This is a genomic window from Stenotrophomonas ginsengisoli (assembly GCF_001431485.1).
GTDB lineage: Bacteria > Pseudomonadota > Gammaproteobacteria > Xanthomonadales > Xanthomonadaceae > Stenotrophomonas > Stenotrophomonas ginsengisoli.
The window spans coordinates 1-23,049 of sequence record NZ_LDJM01000006.1 but is presented as its reverse complement, the minus strand read 5'-3'; the positions used below and the strand labels follow the sequence as shown (position 1 = coordinate 23,049).

Sequence of the window (23,049 nt, the reverse complement as noted above, 5' to 3'; positions counted from 1 at the left end):
GCTCAAGACCTGATCAAACCGATACGCGTGATCTGGATCACTTGCTCGACCACCAACTTGGCGTTGTCCAAGCCCAGCGTGCCAAACAACAGGGGCAACAGACCCTTGCGAATGGCAGCCTCAATGTTCTGTGGGTTAAGTGAGTTCTCTGCCACTGCGTCGCGCACCACGGTGTCCATGGCAATCGCTTGTTGCACCAGCTTGTCCTTCAAATCCCCATTCAACCCTGCAAAGGTCTCGTCCCCCAGCACGAGACGCATTGCGCCAAAGTAGGCCTTGGCATTTGGCTTGTCTGCCAAAGCATCCGGCAGATCCGGGGCGGAACGGGCGTCCAGCTTTTCTTCAAAGGACTTGAACAGGGCGTACTGCTTCAATGGATGGTCGAACATGGCCTCCGCTTCAGCGATGGCCTGACGCAGCAGCTCGCCAAACACTTTCTGTGCATAGGGGTCGGCCGCCAGCTCCTGCTCGATGGTTTTGCGCAGCCGGGTACGGATCATGTCCGTCTCGTTGCGCGTTTTCTCTTCCGACCAGTCCTTCGGGTCTTCCGCCTGCCCCAATTGGTGCACCAGATAGACGCCATCAGGATCTCGCACTTCCGTTCCGATGACCTGTTTGTCCACCAGCTTTCGGATTTGCTCTTCAAAGACGCTGTAATCCACCGTCTCCATCGCATCACGACGAGCGGTCTGGCGCAGCTCGGTGAAGAAGCGGAGATCAGCCTTGTACCGGGCGATCTGCGCTTCAGAAAAGCTCTTGTCCTCGAAGAAGCTGCGGGATGAAAGCGCTGTCTGCAAGCACAGGCCAAATGCTGTCAGTGCCTCGTAGAAGTCGTCTCGCAGCTTCTGCCGCTCGTCATACTCCTCGCCATCGCTACCCTTCACAAATTTCGGTGCCAGTACCTGCCGGTACTGCTCGCTGTCGAGCTTGTTGGTTACCGACTTGAAGAACGACCACAGTGCATCGTGCAAAGCAGGCAGGCGCTTGTACTCCGTGTTGAACTGTCGGCACAGGCCCTCCAGGTCGCTGATGTCAAAGCCGCCTTGCGTGCGAGCTTCCAAGTCCTGGTAGGAGCGGATGGCAGTGTCGAGTTCCTTCAAGATCCCTCGATAGTCCACCAATACGCCGTAACGCTTGGCGTCATGCAGGCGGTTGACGCGTGCCACGGCCTGAATCAGATTGTGTCCTTTCAGGGGCTTGTCGATGTACAGCACCGTGTTTCGGGGCTCATCAAAGCCCGTCAGCAGCTTGTCTACAACGATCAGCAAGTCAGGGGCACCGTCCGTACCAAAGTCACTGACCACCTGCTTCTCATAGGTCTCGGCATCGTTGCCGCAGGTGGCCATGGCTTGCTTCCACCACTTTTGCACCTCGGGCAGCGTGTCCTCGTCCACATCGGAATTGCCTTCACGCGTGTCCGGGGCCGAGATCACCACCGCACTGGTCACCAAGCCGGTGTCGTCCAGCGCCTTCTTGTAGCGAATGGCGTCGAGCTTGCTGTCGGTGGCAACCTGTCCCTTCAGGCCAAGACCCAGCTTTTTGATGTTCTCGTTGAAGTGGGTGGCGATGTCCCAGGCAATCAACTCAATGCGGTTGGCTGCACCGTAGATGGCGCCCTTCTTGGCGAACTTCTTTTTCAGGTCGGTGCGCTGGGCATCGCTGAGGTTGCTGGTGATCTTCTCGAACCAGCGGTTCACCGCCTCTTCGTTGATGTCCAACTCGGGTACACGCTCTTCGTACAGCAGCGGGGCCACGGTTTCGTCCTCCACCGCGCGCTGCATGGTGTAGGCATGCACGATGGGGCCGAACTTGTTGGCCGTCTTTTCGTCCTTGAGCAATGGGGTGCCGGTGAAGGCGATGTAGGCCGCCTTGGGCAGCGCCTTCTTCATGCGCTCATGCGTTTCACCGCCATGGCTGCGGTGGCCTTCGTCCACCAGCACAATCATGTCGGCCGAGTCGTTGCGGCACTCCGGCAGTTTGGATGCCGAATTGAACTTGTGTACCAGCGTGAAGGTGATGCGCTCCGTGCCAGTACCAATACGCTTAGCCAAGTCGCGCCCAGAAAGACTGCGGCTTTTTTCACCCTCTTTTTGCGTGGCGATACTGGAGCCAAAGGCGCCACCGGTCATGAAGTTACGGGCAAGCTGGGTTTCCAGGTCAATGCGGTCGGTCACCACCACTATGCGGCATTCCTTCAAGGCATCCACCAGCAGTAGCGCCTTGGTCAGGAACACCATAGTGAAGCTTTTGCCCGACCCCGTGGTGTGCCACACCACGCCACCCTCGCGGCCACCGCCTTGTGATTCGGGCTTCTTCTGGCTGATGCGTGCCAGCAGCGCACGGATGCCAAAGAACTGCTGGTAGCGGGCCACGATCTTGCCCACCTTGCGGTCGAACAGGACATAGCCGCGCAGGAATTCAAGCAACCGAGCCGGGGTCAGCAGGCTCACCAGCAAGCGATCCTGCTCGGTGGCCTGCATGGGGGCGCTCCACAGCGTGTCGAAGTACGCCGCCAGCGCGGCAGGTTTGCCGTCGAACAGCTCCGCACGCACATCCGGCTTGAGGGCCTTGTTCTTGAGCGCCTGCATGTGGGCCTCGTCAAACTCCTCTTCCCGCCACTTGGCCCAGAACTTGGCCGCCGTGTGCGTGGTGCCGTAGCGCCCCTCAGTCTGGCTGATGGACAGAAGCAGCTGGGCGTAGGCAAACAGGTTGGGAATCTCGTCTGGCCGCTGGTTGCGCAGGTGCTGGCTGATCCCCTCCTTCACCATCGCCTTGGCAGGGTGGCTGCCGCCGCCCGACTCGGGCCGCTTGGCCTCGATGACGGCCAGCGGGATGCCGTTCACATACGCCACCACATCGGGCGTTCGGTGGTGCGTGCCCTGCGCAGCCAGCACTTCCAGCTCTTCGGTCACATCCCAGCGGTTGGCCAGGGCGTCGGCCCAGTCGATCACCGCGATGGTGGGCTGGTGCTTTTTGCCATCGGGCATGAACTCCGTCACCGTGATGCCCAGCGCCAGCTTGCCATACAGCCGCTCATTGGCGGGCATCAGCCCTTCAGCCAGACTGAGCGCCGACAACTCCCGCACGATCTGGTCGATGCCGCTGGGCGACAACGGGTACCACTGGCCCTTGTATTCGTAGCGCCGGGTTTGCAGCACCTCGATCAGCCTGGGCTTGAGCAGCACCTCGCGAGTGCTGCCACGCATCGCCAGCGCCTGCGCCGTGGTCAGAAAGCTCCAGCCCAGGTTGCACAGCAGGTGCAGCGCGGGCAGGTGGGCGCTGTACTGCTCGCGAGAGTTGGGCGTACTGTTCATGCCTGCACCTCTGCCTCGGTATCCAGCAGCTTGACGCGGCGTTTGCCGGTCAGGAGCTGGGACATGAGGGCAGTTTTTTCTTGCTTGAGCAGTTCTAAATCACGCTCCTGCAATGCGACCCGTTTCGCAGCGGTCGTAAGCACCTCAGCGATTCGGTTCTGCACATCCAAAGGTGGTACCGGCACCTGACAGGCCAGGAAGTCCACCGGCTTGATGTTCAGCAGCCCGTTGTTACGCACCCCCGTGTTGACCAGAGCGCCGAGCTGGTCATGCAGGAAATCGGCTCGAAACAGGTGCTCGTAGAAAACTGCGTTCAGTTCGGGCGACAGCTTGAAGCAGACATAGACATTGGGCACCAATCCCCGCTCGTATGTGTTCAATGAAAAGACGCAGCCAAACTCGTATGACTTGGAGTTGCCCTTGTTGTACGCGAACTCACCTTGATCCAGCGCGATGTAGTTTTCAACGCTCTTGCCCGCCATGAAGCGGCTGTACTTTTCGTCCTGGCGCACGAAGCCGCTGCCCGACGAGATCATCAGAATAGGCAATTCTTGATCTTCATTCGCCCGTCGTTGAATCCTTTCAGAAATCTCGCTAATCGGGCGTGTATTCCAATCGCCCCGCACCGTGGGCTTTATGAGCAGTTGCTGAAGCAAGCCATCCATCTGCAGTTGAGCATTTACCAACAGACCCTCAGATGTAGCGATAGCTTGATCCCATGTGGACAGAGCTCGCACGATTGCAGCCTGTTCTGGTTTGGGCGGCAGTGGAAACTCAAGCTTTTCTAAGCCAGCCTTCGTTAGCTTGTAGCGTCCGACCCCCTGCCTCGAAAGCATGGGCGTGAGGTCGCGATGCATAAAGCAGTAATAGAGCCACTTGGCCAGGCACTCCTCAGAGTCGCCGATGATGTGTGCATGGTTGTTGACGTTGGCCTTGCCTTCAAAGTAGATCGTCATCGGGCGATCTCGGAACTTCAGGAAGTGGTCACCGTCCTCACCGATAAGAGCGAACGGTTCGTCGATCCGATAGTGGTCAATCGAGTCCAGTTGTCCAGTAGGACCGAAGTAAGGGTATTGGCCCTGCATACCAGCTCGATTTTCTGCACTCAAAGGGAAGCGCAACTTGTTTCTGATCGAGCAGCTCTGGCCGACAGTTGTGGTCCTCCATCCATCAGGCAACATCATGACCTCCCTTCTTCTTTGTCAGCCGCTTTGCGATCTGTCCCAGCTCGTTCAAGGTATCTGCGTCGGCAGATACTGAACCAAGCATGCGCACCGCATAGTCCTCGCCTGCTGTCTCCAATGCAGCCCTCCGCTGCGCCGCAAACTGTTCGTACTCGCTCTGTGCATGTGCCACGGCCTGCTTATGCGACACCTTGCCGGCGCCCACCAGCACCTGACGGTCGTTGAAGCTGAGGAAGGCGTCGAGCTTCTCGGTCCAGTCCTTCAGGAAGACTTCCTTGCGGCGTGTCGCCTGGTCTTCGGCAAAATCCAGCCACATGGTGACGATGCGGTTCAGCTCGGTGATCTCCTGCTCGGTCAGGTAGTTCTTGGCCACTCCCACGTCGGCCTTCTGCACCTGGCCCTTGCGGGTGGTGGTCAGGCCCATGTTGGGCTGGGTGTGGTCGGCGCGGGTGCGGATGATCTCGGCGGCGGTCTGGCCCGATACGGCGTAGTGCAGCTTGTTCTGGATGATGCGGAAAAAGGCGGTGGTCTCGGGCAGCGTGGGTGCGTAATCAGCCGCCAGGGCGAAGATTTCGCGCACCCTCAGGTACATGCGACGCTCGCTGGCGCGGATGTCGCGGATGCGCTCCAACAACTCGCCGAAGCGGTCTGGTAGTACAGAGTCACCCACAGGCGGGTTCTTCAGGCGCACGTCGTCGAGCACGAAGCCCTTGAGGAGGTATTCGCTCAAGTTGGCCGTGGCCCATTGGCGGAACTGAGTGCCGCGTGCCGAGCGCGCCCGGTAGCCGACGGCCAAGATGACCTCCAAGCTATAGAAGCGCACATTGCGGCGGACGAGCCGCCCACCCTCCTGGCGAACTTGTAAGCTGGACTTACAAGTTGCCTCTGGGTCTGCCTCCCCCTCAGCATAGATGGCTTTCACATGCTGGGTGACGTTTTGCGGCGTGGTCTGGAACAGCGTGGCGATTTCGGCCTGGCTGAGCCATAGCGAGTCGCCCTCGGCCCGCATTTCCACGCGGGTGAGGCCGTCGTCTGTGGTGTAGAGAACAAATTCGCCTTGGCTTTCGACGTTGGCCGATGCCGTCAACTCCACCGGTGCAGCCATCGCCTTGGTCGGCTTGCTGGGTTTTGGTGTTTTACTCATAGCCCAGCTCCTTCAGGTAGACGGCCATCTGGGCTTCCAGGCTGGCCAGCTCGGCTTTGAGCTGCTCGCGCTCCTTGCGCACGGCCATCAGGTCGATCTCGGCTTCTTCCTCAAAGGTGTCCACATAGCGCGGGATGTTGAGGTTGAAGTCGTTCTCGGCAATTTCGGCTGGCGAGGCGAGGTAGGCGTACTTGTCCACGCTTTGCCGTGTGGCGGCGGTATCCAGGATGCGCTGCAGGTCAGCTTCGCGCAGCAGGTTCTGGTTCTTGCCGGCCTCGAAGTCGCGGCTGGCGTCGATGAACAACACCTTGTCGTCGGCCTTGTTCTTGCGGAACACCAGCACCGCGGCGGGGATGCCGGTGCCATAGAACAGTTTTTCCGGCAGGCCAATCACCACGTCGAGCAGGTTCTCTTCGATCAACTTCTGGCGAATACGCCCCTCGGCAGCGCCACGGAACAGCACGCCATGCGGCACGACAACCGCCATGCGGCCGGTGCCGGGCTTCATGGTCTCGATCATGTGCAGGATGAAGGCGTAGTCTCCCTTGGTACGCGGCGGCACACCCCGCCGGAAGCGGCTGAACTTGTCGGCATCGGCCCCCTCGAAGCCCCACTTTTCCAGGCTGAACGGGGGGTTGGCCACCACGATGTCGAAGTGCTTGAGACTGGCGGCACCGTCGAGCAGCTTGGGGTTGCGGATGGTGTCGCCCCACTCGATACGGTGGTTGTCCTCGCCATGCAGGAACATGTTCATCTTGGCCAGCGCCCAGGTGCTGCCGATGGCTTCCTGCCCATAGAGCGCGTACTTGCCTGAACCGGTGTTCTCACGGATCAGGCGACCGCACTTCATCAGCAGCGACCCGGAACCGCAGGTGGGATCACAGATTTCATCGCCTTCTTGCGGCGCCATCAGGCGCGCCATCAGTGCGGAGACTTCGGGCGGGGTGTAGAACTCGCCCGCCTTTTTGCCGCTGGTGGAGGCAAAGTTCTTGATGAGGAATTCGTAGGCGTTACCGATCACATCGAGCTGGCCGACACGGCTGGGGCGCAGATCCAGCTCGGGCTTGGCAAAGTCTTCCAGCAGGTGGCGCAGGATGTCGTTCTTCTGCTGCTCATCGCCCAGCTTGTTGGAGTTGAAGCTGATGTCCTGGAACACATCGCGCAGCTTGGTGATGTTGGCTTCTTCGATGGCGTGCAGGGCCTTGTCGATGCGCTCACCGTTGCCAGGGCTGTGCCGCAAGGTGTGCAGAGCATAGAAGCTGGCGCTGGCGGGCAGCACGAAACGCTCGTTCTTGAGCATTTCCTCGATCAACTCGGGGTGGTCACCGTACTGCTTCTTGTAGGCGTCGTAGTGGTCTTGCCAGACATCCGACACGTACTTCAGGAACAGCATGGTCAGGACGAAGTCCTTGTAGATGCTCGGGTCCACGGTGCCGCGGAAGGTGTCGCAGGCGGCCCAGACAGCGGCGTTGATGTCGTCCTGGCTGACGGAGGCGATTTCAGTGGTTGTGCTGTTCATGATGTTTGAGCTCCTGCGTTGTTCAGTGACTGGCCTGTGCGGCATGCACAAGACTCTCTGCGAGCGCTTGAAGTTGCTGCTCGCGGTTGTGAATGAGCTGATTGAGCACGTGGCGCTCCTGACGGGTAAGGTCAGCCAGGGCAACGATGCGTTGCTGATCCACCAGCGACGGCACGCTCAGCGTGAGCGATTCCAGTACGGGGCGGCGGATACTCAGCTGGCTGCTGCCTTCAGCGGCTTGCTGAAGCTGACGCTGAAATGGCGGTTGGTTTATTTGCCACGCCAGGAAAGCAGGCAGCAATAGACCTTGGGAGGCCACTCGGAGCAGAAAGAAGTGAGGGCTGCACACAGCAGGGCTCGGCGGCTCATCAATGCATACGGCATAGAACCGAGCACCTTTAGCGACGAACAGTATGTCCCCAGCCTTGAGCCAGTCAGGGTGTTTGCGGCCTGCAAGCGAGGTGCGCGTGACGTCAGACCATTTGACTCCATGGTCAAGGTCAACATCCCTCATCTGTACCGCCAGAGCTTCACCATCGGCCGACTCCTCAATGGAGCCGCGAAAGGGGTAGCCCGCTTGAATGGAGACCAACTCTCCAACCATGAAATTTTCTGCATCAATGTTCATGATGCAAACTCTCGCACGGCATCAACGCCAATGCAAGCATTTTGCATCAACTCGATTGATGCGATCCCCCCCCCCTCCTGCCGCTACTCAAGTGAGTAGCGGCAGGAGGGGGTCAGGCGCGCTTAGCGCAGAGCTGGGTAGCTCTGGGCTGTTTTTCACGCAAGCGGTCCAGGTAATCAGCCCATGCCTGCATCATCTTCCGACGCTCTGGCAGGTACTCTGCACGGTTGTATGCCGCTTTGATGGGATTCCTCTCGGAGTGTGCCAACTGCCGCTCGATGGCATCAGAGGTCCAGCCCATCTCATGCAGCAGGGTGGAAGCCATACTTCGGAAGCCATGACCGGTCATATCGTCCGTGCCATAGCCAAGGCGCCGAAGCGCGGCGTTCACCGTGTTCTCGCTCATCGGATCACGGCCACTCCGTATCGACGGGAACACATAGCAGCCCCTGCCTGCAGCCCGACCAGCAAAGCCGATGCGCGCCACTTGCAGGCGCCACGATGTCCAGAATGGTCCAGCAGCAGCCAATCTTCCGTGGCATACCAGATGGCATACCAGCCAAGCCGAAAATGAAAAAAGCCCTTGAAATTCAAGGGCTTAGTTCAATTATCTGGCGGAGAGGGGGGGATTCGAACCCCCGATACGCTATTAACGTATGCCTGATTTCGAGTCAGGTACATTCAACCACTCTGCCACCTCTCCTGGATGGTCCCCGACCGCTTGGCCGGGGTGCGTATCATACGGCGGCAAAAGCGGGCGCGCAAGTCTTTTTCACATCCTTGTCCAATTGCCCCGCAGCGCTTGTCTGCGCCGCCGCTGCGGCCGATCATCAGCCTGCCTTCCCATGGTTGTCCCTGCCCCGCAATGATCGAATTCGGCCACCTGACCCACGCCGGCCTGCGCCGCCAGCTCAATGAAGACACCTATTACGGCGATGCCGGCCTGGGCCTGTGGCTGGTGGCCGACGGCATGGGCGGCGCGGCTTGCGGTGAAGTGGCCAGCGCCCTGGCCCGCGAAGTGATCGTGCGCCAGGTCCGGGCCGGCAGTTCGCTGCCCGATGCCATCAGCCGCGCCGGCGAGCAGATCATCGCGCAGACCCGGCAGCGCAATGACCGTCTGCCAATGGGCACCACGGTGGTCTGCGCGCGGGTCACCGGCACCCACTTCGAGCTGGCCTGGGTTGGCGACAGCCGCGCCTACCTGTGGCACGACGGCAAGCTGACCCAGCTCAGCCGCGACCACAGCTATGTGCATGAACTGATCGCCAAGGGCGCGCTGACCGCCGAACAGGCGCGCCTGCACCCGCACCGCAATGTGGTCACCCAGGCCCTGGGCGTGACCGCACCCGAACACCTGAACGTGGCGACCCTGAGCGGGCCGTGGCGGCCGGGCATGCAGCTGCTGCTGTGCAGTGACGGCCTGACCGAGGAAGTGGGCGAGACCAGCATCAAGGCCATCCTGGGCGATGCCGACTGCAGCGCCCAGGAATGCGTGGACATCCTGGTGGCCAGCGCGCTGGATGCCGGCGGTGGCGACAACATCACCGCCGTACTGGTGCGCGGGCTGTAAGCCGGCCTGGCCGGCCACGACTCAAGCCGCGGGCTCGGCCTCGGGCTGCGGCCCGTCCCAGATCGCCCGCCCCGCCTTCTTGCGCAGCACGCCCAGGCGCGCCTCGTGCGCCTGCGACTCCTCGTCGCTGACCACCACCGACGGGCGCGGCGGCAGGCTGGACAGGTCCTGCACCAGCAGCGAGATACCCGCATCGCTCTGGCTGGCGGTATCGGCAAAGCCGATCTCCTCCTGGCCCGAGGTCAGGCCGATGTAGACATCGGCCAGGATCTGCGCATCGAGCAAGGCGCCGTGCAGGGTACGGTGGGAGTTGTCCACGCCCAGGCGCTTGCACAGCGCATCCAGCGAATTGCGCTGGCCCGGGTACTTCTCGCGGGCCATCAACAGGGTGTCGGTAACCGTGACCCGGGCCGCCAGCTTGTCCTTGCCTGCCAGGGCCAGCTCGTTTTCCAGAAAGCCCATGTCGAAGCTGGCGTTGTGGATGATCAGCTCGGCGCCATCCACATAGGCCAGGAAGTCATCCACCACGTCGGCGAACAGCGGCTTGTCGGCCAAGAACTCCAGGCTCAGGCCGGTCACCTCGGCCGCGCCTTCCTCGAAATCCACATCCGGCTTGAGGTAGACGTGGAAGTTGTTGCCGGTGGGCCGGCGCTTGATCAGCTCCACACAGCCGATTTCCACCACCCGGTTGCCCTTGCGCCAGTCCAGGCCGGTGGTTTCGGTATCCAGCAGGATCTGCCGCAGCGCGCTCATGCCCGCACCCCGTCGCGCACCCGCTCGGCGGCGCTGCGCGCCAGCACGTCCACGCGCTCGTTGTCCGGGTCGCCGGAGTGCCCCTTGACCCAGCGCCAGTCGATCTGGTGACGCGCGGTGGCCGCATGCAACCGCTCCCACAGGTCGCGGTTCTTCACCGGATCACCGCCAGCGGTCTTCCACTGCTTGCGGATCCAGCCGGGCATCCACTCGGTGATGCCCTGGCGCACGTACTGCGAATCGGTGTGCAGGATCACATCACACGGCTCGGTCAGCGTCTCCAGGGCCATGATGGCGGCCATCAATTCCATCCGGTTGTTGGTGCTCTGTGCCTCGCCACCGGAAAGCTCACGCTCGTGCTGGCGGTAGCGCAACAGCGCGCCCCAGCCACCCGGGCCGGGATTGCTCAGGCAGGAGCCGTCGGTATGGATCTGGATCTGTTTCATGTCACCTTCAAACGTTGCCGCGAGGCCACCTGGACGGCGAGCCTGCGGATGGGGCGTGGCCCGATCGGGGCCAGTGTGCGTTTTTCCGCCTCCAGCACCACACAGGCACCGGACAGCGGCAAACCAGGGTCAAAGCGATGCACCGCGCGCAACTGCAGGCCATTGTCGGCCAGCAGACCACGCCAGCCACCGGCCGGGGCCGCCCACAGCGGCAGGCCCGGATGCAGCACCCGGCTGGTGCATACCCGGCGCCCGACCACCAGCAGCACCACCCCGCCCGGCAGCAGCAGGCGCTGGCAATCAGCCAGCAGCGCGGCGGCATGCGCTGCCGGCGGATGCTGCAGCACCAGGGTGCCGATACTGGCATTGGCCAGTGGCAACGGCAGCGTGGCGCACAGGTCGCCGGCGTAGCGCCGGCCGTCCCCGTGCAGGGCCAACAGGCGCGCAATCTGCGGCCGCGGCGCCGGCCAACCGGCACCCGGCCCGAGCCAGAGCATGGGTTGGTGCGGGCGGCTGGCCAGGCAGCGCAGCAGCAGTGGCGACTGCGCCGCAGCCAGCGCCAGGGCAGCGTCGGTATCAAACCAATCTGCGACGCTAACTTGACGGGGGCGCGGATCGGCAGGCATGGTCGCCATTCTATGCCAGCCGTCCCCCTGCCCGCATTTGACGACAACTACATCTGGTGCCTGCGCGATGAGCAGGGCGCCTGGCTGGTTGTCGACCCCGGCCAGGCCGCGCCGGTGCTGGCATTCGGCCGCGACCAGGGCTGCGCACCGGCGGCCATCCTGCTCACCCACCACCACGGCGATCATGTCGGCGGCGTGGATGAACTGCTCGCGCACTGGCCCGGCGTGCCGGTGTTCGGGCCCGACGATGCCCGCCTGCCCGCCGCCAGCCGCCCGCTGCAGGGCGGACAATGCCTGCAGATCGGCCCCTGGGCGGTGCAGGTGATCGATGTGGCCGGGCATACCCGCAGCCATCTGGCCTATCTGGCAGCTGACCATCTGTTCTGTGGCGATGCCTTGTTCAGCCTGGGCTGTGGACGGATGTTCGAAGGTACGCCGGCTCAGATGCTCGCCAGCCTGGACCGGCTGGCAGCCCTGCCCGCCCATACCCGGGTGTGTTGCGGGCATGAGTACACCCTGGCCAACGCGGCCTTTGCACTGGCAGTGGAACCGCACAACGCGGCGCTGCAGCACCGACTGAAGGAGGCACAGGCAATGCGCGCATCGCATCGCCCCAGCCTGCCCAGCACCATCGGCAGCGAGCTGGAATGCAACCCGTTTTTACGCACTGCCCAGGCCAGCGTGGCCCGGGCCGTGTCCGGCAGGACCCCGAGCCACGGCAATCGCGTCGCCGTGTTTGCCGCGCTGCGCGGCTGGAAAGACGGGTTCGCCGCATGAGGGGCTGGCATCTGCTGCCGGCCGCCCTGCTGATGGGCATGGCCGGCACCCTTGGCGTGCCGTCTGCGGCCCAGGCCAGCAACCTGCCGGCCTTGTTGCCCAGCCTGGCCCAGCCCCCCTACGCGGCCGACAGCCTGCCGCCCCCGACCACCCGCAACGGCCAGGAAATCTTCGCCCAGTTCCGTGAAGGCCTGGCCCAGCCGCAGTGCGACTCCAGCGCCACCTCCGAGCGCTGGAAGCGTCAGTTCCGCCATGCGGCCAGCCGCATGGGCAAGCATGACGACAACCTGCTGCCCCTGTTCGGCTATGTGGTGGACCAGCTGCGCGCCGAAGGCCTGCCCACCGAATTTGCGCTGATCCCGTTCGTGGAGAGCGGCTATCGCCCGGATGCGCGCAGCAATGCCGGCCCTGCCGGCTTGTGGCAGTTCATCGCCAATACCGCGCGCAACCACAAGGTGCCGATGGGACAGGGCATCGACGGCCGTTATTCGGCCAGCGAATCGACCACCGCCGCCATCCGCTACCTCAAGACCCTGCACGGCATGTTCGGCGGGCGCTGGGAGCTGGCGGTGATGGGTTACAACGCCGGCGAGTACCGCATCCTGCAGGCCATGCGCCGGGCCGGGGTCAATGCCGGCAATGCCACTCCCGACCAGCTCGCCGGGCTGTCACCGATCACCTACAGCTACGTGGAAAAGCTGCACGCCCTGACCTGTGTGCTGGAGGATGCTGCCGACAACGGCAGCCTGATGGCCCACCTGGACCGCGAAGTGCCTTATCTGGCCGCCTACCAGCTGCCGGCCGGCAGCTCCCTGCAGCAATGGGCCGATGCGCGCGACCTGGACCCGGCCAAGATGGCCAGGCTCAACCCGCTGGCCAGCAGCCGCTCGCCTTCGCGCAGCCTGGGGGTACTGGCACCGCGCCACCGCGCGATTGCCGAACCCACCGCGCTGGCCGTTGCCGGCAACAGTGTGGCCGCTGCCAGCAGCCCGGCACGCCAGCAGGCCGCAGCAAGCACCGCCGCCGATACCGGCAAGGCCCGCCGTCACACCGTCCGCGCCGGCGAGTCGCTGTGGGCCATCGCCCGCCGCCATGGCATACCGCTGGCGCGCCTGCTGGCCAGCAACGGCCTGAGCAGCAGCAGCGTGCTCAAGCCGGGCATGGAACTGCATATCGACAGCCTGTAGCAAGCAGCACCAGCTGTCAGCAAAACGGCCGCAGACATCCTGCGGCCGTTTTTTTGTCCGCCCCACGGCACCGCCTTGAACCCCAGCCAGGCAGCGGCCGCGCCAGCAAACAGCATCCGCCGCGCTGCGGGCAGGCCTTGGCAAGCAGGCAATCGGCCGGCAGCGTGGCGCAGCCGCCGCATCGATCAGACAAGCGATCCGCCCCCCCTGACCAGCCGGGCGCGCACAAAAAAACAGGCCCGGCAAAGCCGGGCCTGTCTTCAACACGCTGGAGCGCGGTGCTTACAGCTGGTCTTCGCTGACCTGCACCTTGAAATGCTCGCGCATGCCGCGCACGAACGCTTCGGCAGCGTTGTTGCCATCAATCTGGCTGAGCTGCTCGGTGAGCATCTGACGCTGCTGCTCCGGCACCTGGGCCACTTCACCGGCGGTGACGGCGGTCAGGGCGAACAGGGCATGACGGCCGTCATCGAGCTTGAGCTTGCCGTAGGTCGGCTTGCCTTCGGCCGGCGCCTGGGCGCGGAAGATCTCGGCATTGGCCTTGGTACCGGGCACCGGCACGCCACGCGGCAGCTTGTCCAGGGCCTGCACGCTCAGGCCGGCCTTGCCGGCCGCATCGGCCAGCGTGGTCTTGCCATCGGCCACCGAGGCCAGCAGCGCATCGACCTTTGCCAGCATGGCCTTGTCAGCCACGTCCGCGGCCACTGCAGCAGCCACCTTGTCGCGCACCTGCTCCAGCGGCTGCGCCGCTTCGGCCTGATGGGCGCTGACGCGCAGCATCACGGTGTGGCCCGGGGCAATTTCCACCGGCTCGCTCACGGTGCCATCGGCGATAAGCACTTCGGAGAAAGCCAGACGCAGCAACTGCGGGTGGGCCAGGATGCCGACAGCATCATCGCGGCTGTACGGGCCAGCCGTCTTCAGCTCGACGCCGGCAGCAGCAGCGGCCGGGGCCAGCGCGGTCGGGTTGAGGTAAACCTCGTCCACCAGCTTGGTGCTCAGGGCATTGAAGGCACCTTCGGCGTCAGCGCGCAGCTGCTCGGCAGCCAGCTGCTCACGCACTTCCTCGAACGGCTTGCCCTCACCACCCTTGGTTTCTTCCAGCTTCAGCACATGGAAGCCGAAGTCGGTTTCCACCGGGCCAGCGATCTCACCGGTCTTCATGGCAAACAGCGCGTCCTCGAACGCACCGACCATGACCCCACGCTCGACCCAACCCAGTTCACCACCACTGTCCCTGGAACCCGGATCAGCCGAATTCTCACGTGCCAGCTGGGCAAAATCGGCACCGGCACGGGCCTGCTCGGCCAGGGCCTGGGCCTTGGCGCGTGCGGCGGCCTTGTCGCTGCCGGCTTCGATCAGGATGTGCGCGGCACGACGCTGCTCAGGCGCAACAAAGCGCACCTTCTCGGCCTCGTAGCGGGCACGCAGGGCGGCCTCGTCAGCAGCCACCGGCGGCGGCAACTGGCTGGCCAGCAACTCCACATACTCCACGCTGACCTGCTCGGGCTGACGGAAGTCATCGCCGTGGTCGGCATACCACTGGGTGATCTGTGCATCGGTCACGGCGGCAACGTCGGCGGCCACCGGATCGACCACGGCCAGCTGTACGTCACGGGTCTGGCCAAGCAGCTTGAACAGACGCTCGGCCTCGCCAGCGGTGACAAAACCGCTGCGTGCCAGCGCCGTCGGGATCACGGCCTGCTTGAGCGAATCGCGCACCAGCGCATCAAAAGCCGCCGGGCTGCGCGCCACACCGCCCTGGGACAGGGCCAGGCGGTACTGGTCGGCATCGAACTTGCCGTCGCGCTGGAATGCCGGGATCTGCTGGATGTACTGGGCCACGGCCGCATCGCCGATGACGATGCCGGCCTCGTCGGCGGCCAGGCGCACGACCTGCTCGTCAATCAGCTGCTCCAGCACCAGACGCTTGTTTTCCAGCGACTCGAACTGGCGCGGATCGAACGCATCACCCTGCTGCTCACGTGCGCTCATGCGCACTTGTTCAAAGCGGGTACGGAAGTCGTCGGAAGTGATTTCGGCACTGCGCCACAGCATCGAGACCGGCCAGAACGACGGAGCGCTCTTCCACCAGCTCGGCGGAGCCTGTACACGGGCCACATTGTTCGCACCCACACCGCCCAGATAACTGGAATCGATGACGAACAGGAAGGGAACCATCAGCAGGACAATGATCGTGGTAGCGATCCAGCCTGAACTCTTGTCGCGAAGTTTCTGCAGCATTGGGACCAAAGGCCTGATGTCGAGCCGGGCAGTGTAACCCGCTTCGGGCCCTCACTCACGATTGACAATGCACAAGACAGAAAAAACAAACCCCCGCACCAGGCGGGGGTTTGAGAACAATGGCGGAGCGGACGGGACTCGAACCCGCGACCTCCGGCGTGACAGGCCAGCATTCTAACCAGCTGAACTACCGCTCCACATCGATTCTTTTGCCGAGCAGGCCCGAAAGCCTGACGGGATACAACTGGCGGAGCGGACGGGACTCGAACCCGCGACCTCCGGCGTGACAGGCCAGCATTCTAACCAGCTGAACTACCGCTCCGCGCTTGAAACTTGGTATTTGCCCAGTATACAGAACAAATCTCAAATTGGAAGGGTTTTATTCAAGTGGCGGAGCGGACGGGACTCGAACCCGCGACCTCCGGCGTGACAGGCCAGCATTCTAACCAGCTGAACTACCGCTCCGTACTTGAAAACCCGGCCCCGCAAGCTTTTGGCTTGAGGGAAATGAAAGCCCCCGCCGCAGCAGGGGCTTTCTTGAAACTGGCGGAGCGGACGGGACTCGAACCCGCGACCTCCGGCGTGACAGGCCAGCATTCTAACCAGCTGAACTACCGCTCCACATTTCAAATCAGCATCAAGGCCTAGCCTTGGTGGGTGCTGAGGGGATCGAACCCCCGACCCTCTCCGTGTAAAGGAGACGCTCTACCGCTGAGCTAAGCACCCGTGCCGAGCAGATTAGTTTACAGCATCCTTCAGGGCCTTACCAGCCTTGAACGACGGATTGTTCGAGGCGGCAATCTTGATGGTGTCGCCGGTCTTCGGGTTGCGGCCGGTGCGCTCGGCACGCTCACGCACCTGGAAGGTACCGAAGCCGACCAGGGTCACGGCTTCGCCATTCTTCAGGGCCTTGGTGATTTCGCCGATGATCGCATCGACGGCACGACCGGCTTCGGCCTTGGTCAGATCAGCTGCAGCGGCGACGCCATCGATCAATTCGGTCTTGTTCATTTGGTAAAGCTCCCTGTGCGGTTTGCCGCGGAAATTGGATACCGGCCTGTCCGGATGGGAATGCAACAGGCTGGTGGGTTTTGGTTGCGGGGCGAGCCGACCGGCCGGCCCCGCAAGAGCTGCTTTTATACCAGCGCCCCCTACCCCACGCAAGCTTGAAAAGCCTTGAATGACGCGGGTTTTGGGCATTTACTGCGGGTTGGTTCAGTGCTTTACGCGCGAACCGGTACTGCCCTTGCCCTTGCCGCGCACCGTGACCCGCTGCGCAGTCTTGGATGTGGCCCGCTTGGCCGCGGCCTTGCGCACCTTGGGCCGGGTCGGGCGCTCCAGGGCGATATCCAGCACTTCGTCGATCCACTTCACCGGCACGATGGTCAGGCCATCGGTGACATTGGCCGGAATGTCGGCCAGGTCCTTGCGGTTCTCCTCCGGGATGATGACCGTGGTGATGCCACCACGCAGGGCCGCCAGCAGCTTCTCCTTCAACCCACCGATGGCCGTGACCCGGCCACGCAGGGTGATCTCACCGGTCATCGCCACTTCGGCACGCACCGGCACCTTGGTCAGCGTGGACACCAGGGCCGTGACCATGGCGATACCGGCGCTGGGGCCGTCCTTGGGGGTGGCACCATCGGGTACATGCACGTGCAGGTCATGCTTCTGCAGGAAATCGGCATTGATGCCCAGCAGCGGCGCGCGCGAACGCACCACCGACAGGGCCGCCGTGGCCGATTCCTTCATCACGTTGCCGAGCTGGCCGGTCAGCGTGACCGCGCCCTTGCCCGGGATCAGGGTGGACTCGATCTGCAGCAGCTCGCCGCCGACCTCGGTCCAGGCCAGGCCGGTGACCAGGCCGATCTCGTTCTGCTCCTCGGCGCGGCCGAAGTCGAAACGACGCACGCCCAGGTAGCTGTCCAGGTTGGCCGAATCCACCACCACCAGCACCGTGGTGGCATTCTTGCCACGGCCACGCTTGACCGGCTTGATCCCCTTCGGGCCAGCCAGGGCAATCTGCTTGACCACCTTGCGGCAGATCTTGGCGATCTCGCGCTCCAGGTTGCGCACGCCAGATTCGCGGGTGTAGTAACGCACGATGTCGCGCAGCGCTTCCTGTTCGACCGCCAGCTCGCCGTCCACCAGGCCGTTGGCCTTGAGCTGCTTGGGCAGCAGGTAGCGGCTGGCGATGGCCAGCTTCTCATCCTCGGTGTAACCGGGGATGCGGATCACTTCCATGCGGTCCAGCAGCGGGCCGGGGATGTTGAGCGAGTTGGAGGTGGCAACGAACATCACCTCGGACAGGTCCAGATCCACTTCCAGGTAATGGTCGTTGAAGGCGCTGTTCTGTTCCGGGTCCAGCACCTCGAGCAGGGCCGAGGACGGGTCGCCACGGAAATCCATGCTCATCTTGTCGATTTCATCGAGCACGAACAGCGGGTTCTTGCTGCCGACCTTGTTCAGGTTCTGCACGATGCGGCCCGGCATCGAACCGACATAGGTACGGCGGTGGCCACGGATCTCGGCCTCGTCACGCACCCCGCCCAGGCTCATGCGCACGAACTTGCGGTTGGTGGCCTTGGCAATGGACTGGCCCAGCGAGGTCTTGCCCACGCCCGGCGGCCCGACCAGGCACAGGATCGGCCCACGCATCTGCTTGACCCGCGACTGCACCGCCAGATATTCCAGGATGCGTTCCTTGACCTTCTCCAGGCCGTAGTGGTCCGCGTCCAGGGTTTCCTGCGCGGTGGCCAGGTCCTTGCGCACCTTGGAACGCTTGTTCCACGGCACGCCCAGCAGCCAATCCAGGTAGTTGCGCACCACCGCCGCTTCAGAGGACATGGCCGACATCTGCTTGAGCTTGGACAGCTCGGCACGGGCCTTGGCCTCCACCGCCTTGGGCATGCCGGCTTCGCTGATCTTGCGCGACAGCGCCTCCAGCTCGTCCGGGGCGTCATCCAGGTCGCCCAGTTCCTTCTGGATGGCCTTCATCTGTTCGTTGAGGTAGTACTCGCGCTGGCTTTTTTCCATCTGCGACTTGACCCGGCCGCGGATGCGCTTTTCCAGCTGCTGTACGTCCAGCTCGCCGTCGACCAGACCGACCAGCATTTCCAGCCGTTCGGAAACGGCCAGGGTTTCCAGCAGCTTCTGCTTGTCGGCCAGACGCACGCCCAGATGGGCGGCCACGGTGTCGGCCAGACGGTCCGGCTCTTCGATACCGGCCAGGGTCTGCAGCAGTTCCGGCGGCAGCTTGCGGTTGGTCTTGACGTACTGTTCGAACAGCGACATCAGCGAGCGCGCCACCGCGCGCACCTGCTTGTCATCGCCGGCAGCGGCATCGGCCAGCTCGCGGCCATCGCCATGCAGCGCGCCCTGCTCTTCGACCACCTTGTCCACGGCCACACGCGAGACGCCTTCGACCAGCACCTTGACCGTGCCGTCAGGCAGCTTGAGCAGCTGCAGCACCTGGGCCAGGGTACCCACGCCGAACAGCTGCTCGCCGGACGGGTCATCGATGTCGGCCGAGGTCTGGGCCACCAGCAGGATGCGCTTGTCCGCCTCCATCGCCAGCTCCAGGGCACGCATGGACTTGTCGCGCCCGACAAACAGCGGGATCACCATGTGCGGGAACACCACCACATCGCGCAGGGGCAGCACGGGCAGGTGGATAACGTCGGTACGGGATGCAGCCATGGGGATTCTCTCGGGCTGGTGGGGCAATAAAACGCCGATGGCCCCGTTATGGGGCCATCGACGTGCACTTGCAAGGGGCAGCTACGGCGACTCAGTCGCCCGAGGCCGCCTTGGCCGGCGCCGCCGGGGTGGCGTAGATCAGGTACGGCTCGGACTTGCTCTCGATCACCGACTCATCCACCACCACCTTGGTCACGTTCTCGGCCGAGGGCAGTTCGTACATGGTGTCCATCAACACCGATTCAACGATGGTGCGCAGGCCACGGGCGCCGGTCTTGCGCTTGAGCGCCTTCTTGGCGATGGCCGACAGCGCATCGGGGCGGAACTCCAGCTCCACGCCTTCCATCTCGAACAGCTTCTTGAACTGCTTGGTGATGGCGTTCTTCGGCTCGGTCAGGATCTGCACCAGGGCTGCTTCGTCCAGCTCTTCCAGGGTGGCAACCACCGGCAGACGGCCGACAAATTCCGGGATCAGGCCAAACTTGACCAGGTCTTCCGGCTCCACCTGGGCCAGCACCTTGCCCACTTCCTGCTTACGCTCGGAAGACTTGACCTTGGCGCCGAAACCGATGCTGCCGGCCTCGGTGGAACGGGCCGCAATCACCTTGTCCAGGCCGGCAAACGCACCGCCGCAGATGAACAGGATGTTCTTGGTGTCCACCTGCAGGAATTCCTGCTGCGGATGCTTGCGCCCGCCCTGCGGCGGCACGCTGGCCACGGTGCCTTCGATCAGCTTGAGCAGGGCCTGCTGCACGCCTTCGCCGGACACGTCACGGGTGATGGACGGGTTTTCGCTCTTGCGCGAGATCTTGTCGATTTCATCGATGTAGACAATACCCTGCTGGGCCTTTTCCACGTCGTAATCGCACTTCTGCAACAGCTTCTGGATGATGTTTTCCACGTCCTCGCCGACATAGCCGGCTTCGGTCAGGGTGGTCGCATCGGCCATGGTGAAGGGCACGTTGAGCATGCGCGCCAGGGTTTCGGCCAGCAGGGTCTTGCCCGAACCGGTCGGACCGACGAGCAGGATGTTGGACTTGGCCAGCTCCACGTCATCGCTCTTCTGACGGCTTTCAATGCGCTTGTAGTGGTTGTACACGGCCACTGCCAGGGTGCGCTTGGCACGGTTCTGGCCGATCACGTACTGGTCCAGGACTTCCAGGATTTCCTTCGGCTTGGGCAGCGAGCTGCGCGCCGAGGAAGCCTTTTCCTCCAGTTCCTCACGAATGATGTCGTTGCACAGCGCCACGCATTCATCACAGATGAACACGCTCGGGCCAGCAATCAGCTTGCGGACCTCGTGCTGGCTCTTTCCACAGAACGAGCAGTAGAGAATCTTGCCGCCGTCTGCGGAACGCCCTTGCCGGTCTTCAGTCATGCTTCGCTTATCCAGTTGCTCCCCTGCAAGATGCAGGGATGTGTGTTCGAGAATAGCACAGGGCCGGGCGGACTCCCGTCCAGCGCCGACCCTGCCTTTACCGCTTTGTTTTCAATCACTTGCCACGGTCAAACGGGCTGGATCGATTCCTCGGGGCGGCGTTCGAGCACCTGGTCGACCAAGCCGTAGGCCTGGGCTTCGAAGGCACTCTTGAAATTGTCGCGCTCGGTATCGCGGGCGATGGTTTCCAGGTTCTGGCCGGTGTGCTTGGCCAGCACCTCGTTCAGGCGCGAACGCAGGGTCAGGATTTCACGGGCATGGATGTCGATGTCCGTGGCCTGGCCCTGGTAACCGCCCAGCGGCTGGTGGATCATCACGCGCGAATTGGGCAGCGCAAAGCGCTTGCCGGCCGCGCCGGAAGCCAGCAGCAGCGCGCCCATCGAGCAGGCCTGGCCGACACAGATGGTGCTCACATCCGGGCGGATGTACTGCATGGTGTCGTAGATGGCCATGCCGGCGGTGACCACGCCACCGGGCGAATTGATGTAGATGCTGATGTCCTTTTCCGGATTTTCCGCTTCCAGGAACAGCAGCTGTGCCACCACCAGGTTGGCCATGTGGTCGTCGATCGGACCGACCAGGAAAATCAGGCGCTCCTTGAGCAAACGCGAGTAGATGTCGTAAGAGCGCTCACCACGAGCGGTCTGCTCGACCACCATCGGAACCAGGTTCAAGGCTTTGGTTCGGTTGTCCATTCACGGGCACCTGTATCTGAAGGAATCGCCCCGCGCCATGCGGCGCGGGGGCGTAGCCAGCTTACGCCGGCCGGTGTTACTGGCGGATCGCTTCCTGGAAGCTCAGGCTGCGCTCGGTGTGCTGGGCGCGCTCGGCGATCCAGTCGATCACCTGCTCTTCCATCACACGGCCCTGCAGGCCATTCATCAGTTGGGGATCCTTGCGGTACATCTCAACCACCTGCTCCGGCTCTTCGTAGGTCGAAGCAATCAGGTTCAGGGTTTCGTTCAGGCGTGCCGGCTCCAGACGCAGCTGGTTGATGCGGGCGATCTCGCCAACCAGCAGGCCGACCAGCACGCGCTTGCGGGCTGCATCGGCAAAGCCCTGGTGGGCATCGGCCGGGACCTGGCCCGGGTTGCCGCCCTGGCGACGGATCTGCTCGATCTGCTGGGCCAGCATGCTGCGGGCTTCAGCCTCCACTAGACGTGCCGGCAGCTCGATGTGGGCGTAGGCGGCAATCAGCTGCTCGCCGACTTCACGGCGCAGGCGGTTCATCAGCGCACCCTTCAGCTCGCGCTGCAGGTTGGAACGGATGTCGGCGCGGAACTGCTCGACGTCACCACCCTTCACACCGAAACTCTTGATGAACTCGGCATCCACTTCCGGCAGCACCGACTCGGCCACATCAGCAGCCTTCACGGTGACCTGGGCGGTCTTGCCAGCCAGGGCCGGCACGCGCCAGTCCGCCGGGAATTCCACATCCAGGGTCTTTTCCTCGCCCTTGGCCAGACCGACCAGGCCCTGCTCGATCGGGGCATACATCATGCCGCCACCGATGATGACCTGGCCCTTCTCGGCGCCTTCGGCCGGCAGACGCTCACCGTCCACCACCGAATAGGTTTCCACTGCGACCAGGTCGCCTTCGGCTGCGGCACGGGTGACCGGCACGAAGCTGCGGCGCTGCAGGCGCAGGTTTTCGATCATCTGCTCGATGTCGGCATCGGTGATCTCGGCGGTGTCACGGACCACGGTCAGCTTGGTCACGTCGATCTCGCCGAATTCCGGCACCAGGTCGACGGTGGCAACGAAATCCAGCTCGCCTTCGCCAGCCTTCTCGATACGCGGATTGCCGACAACACGCAGTTCATTGCTGCGGATAGCCGAATCAAAACCCTCGCGCAGCAGGCCTTCGATTGCCTCACCGCGAACCTGGGCACCGAAACGCTGCTCGACCACCTTGGCCGGCACCTTGCCCGGGCGGAAGCCCTTGATGCGCACATTGCGGCCGATGTCGGCCAGACGGCCGGCAATCAGGCTCTGCAGGCGGTCTTCCGGCAGGGTGATGGACAGGCGGCGCTCCAGGGTGCCAGTGGTTTCAATCGAAGCTTGCATGTTGACTCCTGCCACCGGCAGCTCCGCCGCCGGCTCGATAGGGAAGAGAAACGGTTATGGACGAAGGGCATCAAAAAACCCTTCACAGCCCTGTAGTTTGGCGTATAACGGCGCTGGCCGCCAGCGGACAATGCAGCCGCATGGACAGAGGCTGCAGCAGGCCGTGAGATGGTGCGAAAGGGGGGACTCGAACCCCCACGTCTTGCGACACTGGAACCTAAATCCAGGGCGTCTACCAATTCCGCCACTTTCGCAACTTGCATGCCGCTGCATTCTCGCAGCTCGGCAGATAAAGAAAAAGGCACCTGCTTGTCACAGATGCCTTGGTCTTGGTGGGCTGTCAAGGATTCGAACCTTGGACCTATTGATTAAGAGTCAACTGCTCTACCAACTGAGCTAACAGCCCTGATTTTCCCGTTGGCGCCAGAGGCGTTACCGGCTTAGCAACATTGA

18 protein-coding genes and 8 tRNA genes are annotated in these 23,049 nt (G+C 63.1%); 3 read left to right on the top strand and 23 right to left on the bottom strand.

The genetic code is table 11. The features are described from left to right. Nucleotides 1–2: 2 nt before the first annotated feature. From ABB30_RS01590 to ABB30_RS01560, 7 genes are all read right to left on the bottom strand, one after another. A complete protein-coding gene (locus ABB30_RS01590) occupies nt 3–3,314 on the bottom strand; it encodes a type I restriction endonuclease subunit R (protein ID WP_057636503.1) in 3,312 nt (1,103 codons plus the stop codon). Continuing rightward, complete coding sequence (locus tag ABB30_RS01585) at nt 3,311–4,498, bottom strand: restriction endonuclease subunit S (RefSeq protein WP_152980494.1); 1,188 nt, start codon at nt 4,496–4,498, stop codon at nt 3,311–3,313. The genes ABB30_RS01590 and ABB30_RS01585 overlap by 4 nt, the downstream gene beginning before the upstream one ends. Continuing rightward, entirely contained in the window at nt 4,485–5,642 is a 1,158-nt protein-coding gene (locus ABB30_RS01580; protein ID WP_245626393.1) for a virulence RhuM family protein, read from the bottom strand. Before ABB30_RS01580 ends, ABB30_RS01585 begins: the two co-directional genes overlap by 14 nt. Beyond that, the gene (locus ABB30_RS01575; protein ID WP_057636500.1) at nt 5,635–7,161 is read right to left on the bottom strand and encodes a type I restriction-modification system subunit M; all 1,527 of its coding nucleotides are present in this window, start codon (nt 7,159–7,161) and stop codon (nt 5,635–5,637) included. Before ABB30_RS01575 ends, ABB30_RS01580 begins: the two co-directional genes overlap by 8 nt. 22 nt (nt 7,162–7,183) lie before the next feature. Continuing rightward, nucleotides 7,184–7,789, bottom strand: coding sequence for a restriction endonuclease subunit S (locus ABB30_RS15540; protein WP_083489617.1), 606 nt, complete (start codon nt 7,787–7,789; stop codon nt 7,184–7,186). 112 nt (nt 7,790–7,901) lie between these two features. After that, nucleotides 7,902–8,276 carry a tyrosine-type recombinase/integrase gene (locus ABB30_RS01565; protein WP_425477365.1) on the bottom strand — a complete coding sequence of 125 codons (375 nt, stop codon included), beginning with the start codon at nt 8,274–8,276 and terminating at the stop codon, nt 7,902–7,904. 125 nt (nt 8,277–8,401) lie between these two features. Continuing rightward, nucleotides 8,402–8,492: transfer RNA gene (locus ABB30_RS01560), tRNA-Ser, on the bottom strand. Between the two features lie 162 nt (nt 8,493–8,654). On the opposite strand from ABB30_RS01560, the gene ABB30_RS01555 reads away from it, so the two are divergent. Next, nucleotides 8,655–9,359: a PP2C family protein-serine/threonine phosphatase gene (locus ABB30_RS01555; protein WP_057636495.1), complete on the top strand. Its 705-nt coding sequence runs from the start codon at nt 8,655–8,657 to the stop codon at nt 9,357–9,359. A gap of 21 nt (nt 9,360–9,380) precedes the next feature. Here the strand turns inward: ABB30_RS01555 and dnaQ are convergent, their stop codons facing one another. From dnaQ to ABB30_RS01540, 3 genes are read right to left on the bottom strand one after another with little or no spacing between them, the layout of a single operon-like run. Continuing rightward, nucleotides 9,381–10,103, bottom strand: a complete 723-nt coding sequence (gene dnaQ / locus ABB30_RS01550) for a DNA polymerase III subunit epsilon (protein WP_057636635.1) — start codon at nt 10,101–10,103, stop codon at nt 9,381–9,383. Between the two features lie 5 nt (nt 10,104–10,108). Beyond that, complete coding sequence (rnhA, locus tag ABB30_RS01545) at nt 10,109–10,558, bottom strand: ribonuclease HI (RefSeq protein WP_057636494.1); 450 nt, start codon at nt 10,556–10,558, stop codon at nt 10,109–10,111. After that, entirely contained in the window at nt 10,555–11,184 is a 630-nt protein-coding gene (locus ABB30_RS01540; RefSeq protein WP_152980493.1) for a hypothetical protein, read from the bottom strand. The genes rnhA and ABB30_RS01540 overlap by 4 nt, the downstream gene beginning before the upstream one ends. 12 nt (nt 11,185–11,196) lie before the next feature. Here ABB30_RS01540 and gloB point away from each other — a divergent pair, with 12 nt between their 5' ends. Then, complete coding sequence (gloB, locus tag ABB30_RS01535; protein ID WP_057636490.1) at nt 11,197–11,961, top strand: hydroxyacylglutathione hydrolase; 765 nt, start codon at nt 11,197–11,199, stop codon at nt 11,959–11,961. Next, nucleotides 11,958–13,148 (top strand): lytic transglycosylase domain-containing protein, encoded by a 1,191-nt coding sequence (locus tag ABB30_RS01530; RefSeq protein ID WP_057636489.1) that lies wholly within the window; start codon nt 11,958–11,960, stop codon nt 13,146–13,148. Before gloB ends, ABB30_RS01530 begins: the two co-directional genes overlap by 4 nt. 282 nt (nt 13,149–13,430) lie before the next feature. Here ABB30_RS01530 and ABB30_RS01525 read toward each other — a convergent pair whose 3' ends face one another. From ABB30_RS01525 to ABB30_RS01465, 13 genes are all read right to left on the bottom strand, one after another. Beyond that, on the bottom strand, nt 13,431–15,392 hold the full coding sequence (locus tag ABB30_RS01525; protein ID WP_057636487.1) for a peptidylprolyl isomerase: 1,962 nt from the start codon (nt 15,390–15,392) through the stop codon (nt 13,431–13,433). Between the two features lie 120 nt (nt 15,393–15,512). Then, nucleotides 15,513–15,589 (bottom strand) — tRNA-Asp (locus ABB30_RS01520). Nucleotides 15,590–15,637: 48 nt separating this feature from the next. Continuing rightward, nucleotides 15,638–15,714: transfer RNA gene (locus tag ABB30_RS01515), tRNA-Asp, on the bottom strand. A 66-nt stretch (nt 15,715–15,780) separates the two neighbouring features. Continuing rightward, nucleotides 15,781–15,857, bottom strand: a tRNA-Asp gene (locus tag ABB30_RS01510). Nucleotides 15,858–15,936: 79 nt separating this feature from the next. Then, nucleotides 15,937–16,013, bottom strand: a tRNA-Asp gene (locus ABB30_RS01505). Between the two features lie 30 nt (nt 16,014–16,043). Next, nucleotides 16,044–16,118: transfer RNA gene (locus ABB30_RS01500), tRNA-Val, on the bottom strand. 12 nt (nt 16,119–16,130) lie between these two features. Continuing rightward, nucleotides 16,131–16,403 (bottom strand): HU family DNA-binding protein, encoded by a 273-nt coding sequence (locus ABB30_RS01495; protein ID WP_057636485.1) that lies wholly within the window; start codon nt 16,401–16,403, stop codon nt 16,131–16,133. A 204-nt stretch (nt 16,404–16,607) separates the two neighbouring features. Beyond that, entirely contained in the window at nt 16,608–19,091 is a 2,484-nt protein-coding gene (gene lon / locus ABB30_RS01490; protein ID WP_057636482.1) for an endopeptidase La, read from the bottom strand. Nucleotides 19,092–19,182: 91 nt separating this feature from the next. After that, nucleotides 19,183–20,469 (bottom strand): ATP-dependent Clp protease ATP-binding subunit ClpX, encoded by a 1,287-nt coding sequence (gene clpX / locus ABB30_RS01485; RefSeq protein ID WP_057636480.1) that lies wholly within the window; start codon nt 20,467–20,469, stop codon nt 19,183–19,185. Between the two features lie 128 nt (nt 20,470–20,597). Continuing rightward, the gene (gene clpP, locus ABB30_RS01480; RefSeq protein ID WP_057636479.1) at nt 20,598–21,224 is read right to left on the bottom strand and encodes an ATP-dependent Clp endopeptidase proteolytic subunit ClpP; all 627 of its coding nucleotides are present in this window, start codon (nt 21,222–21,224) and stop codon (nt 20,598–20,600) included. Between the two features lie 76 nt (nt 21,225–21,300). Then, entirely contained in the window at nt 21,301–22,596 is a 1,296-nt protein-coding gene (gene tig / locus ABB30_RS01475; RefSeq protein WP_057636477.1) for a trigger factor, read from the bottom strand. Between the two features lie 169 nt (nt 22,597–22,765). Further along, nucleotides 22,766–22,850, bottom strand: a tRNA-Leu gene (locus ABB30_RS01470). Nucleotides 22,851–22,926: 76 nt separating this feature from the next. Beyond that, nucleotides 22,927–23,002 (bottom strand) — tRNA-Lys (locus ABB30_RS01465). Nucleotides 23,003–23,049 lie beyond the last annotated feature (47 nt).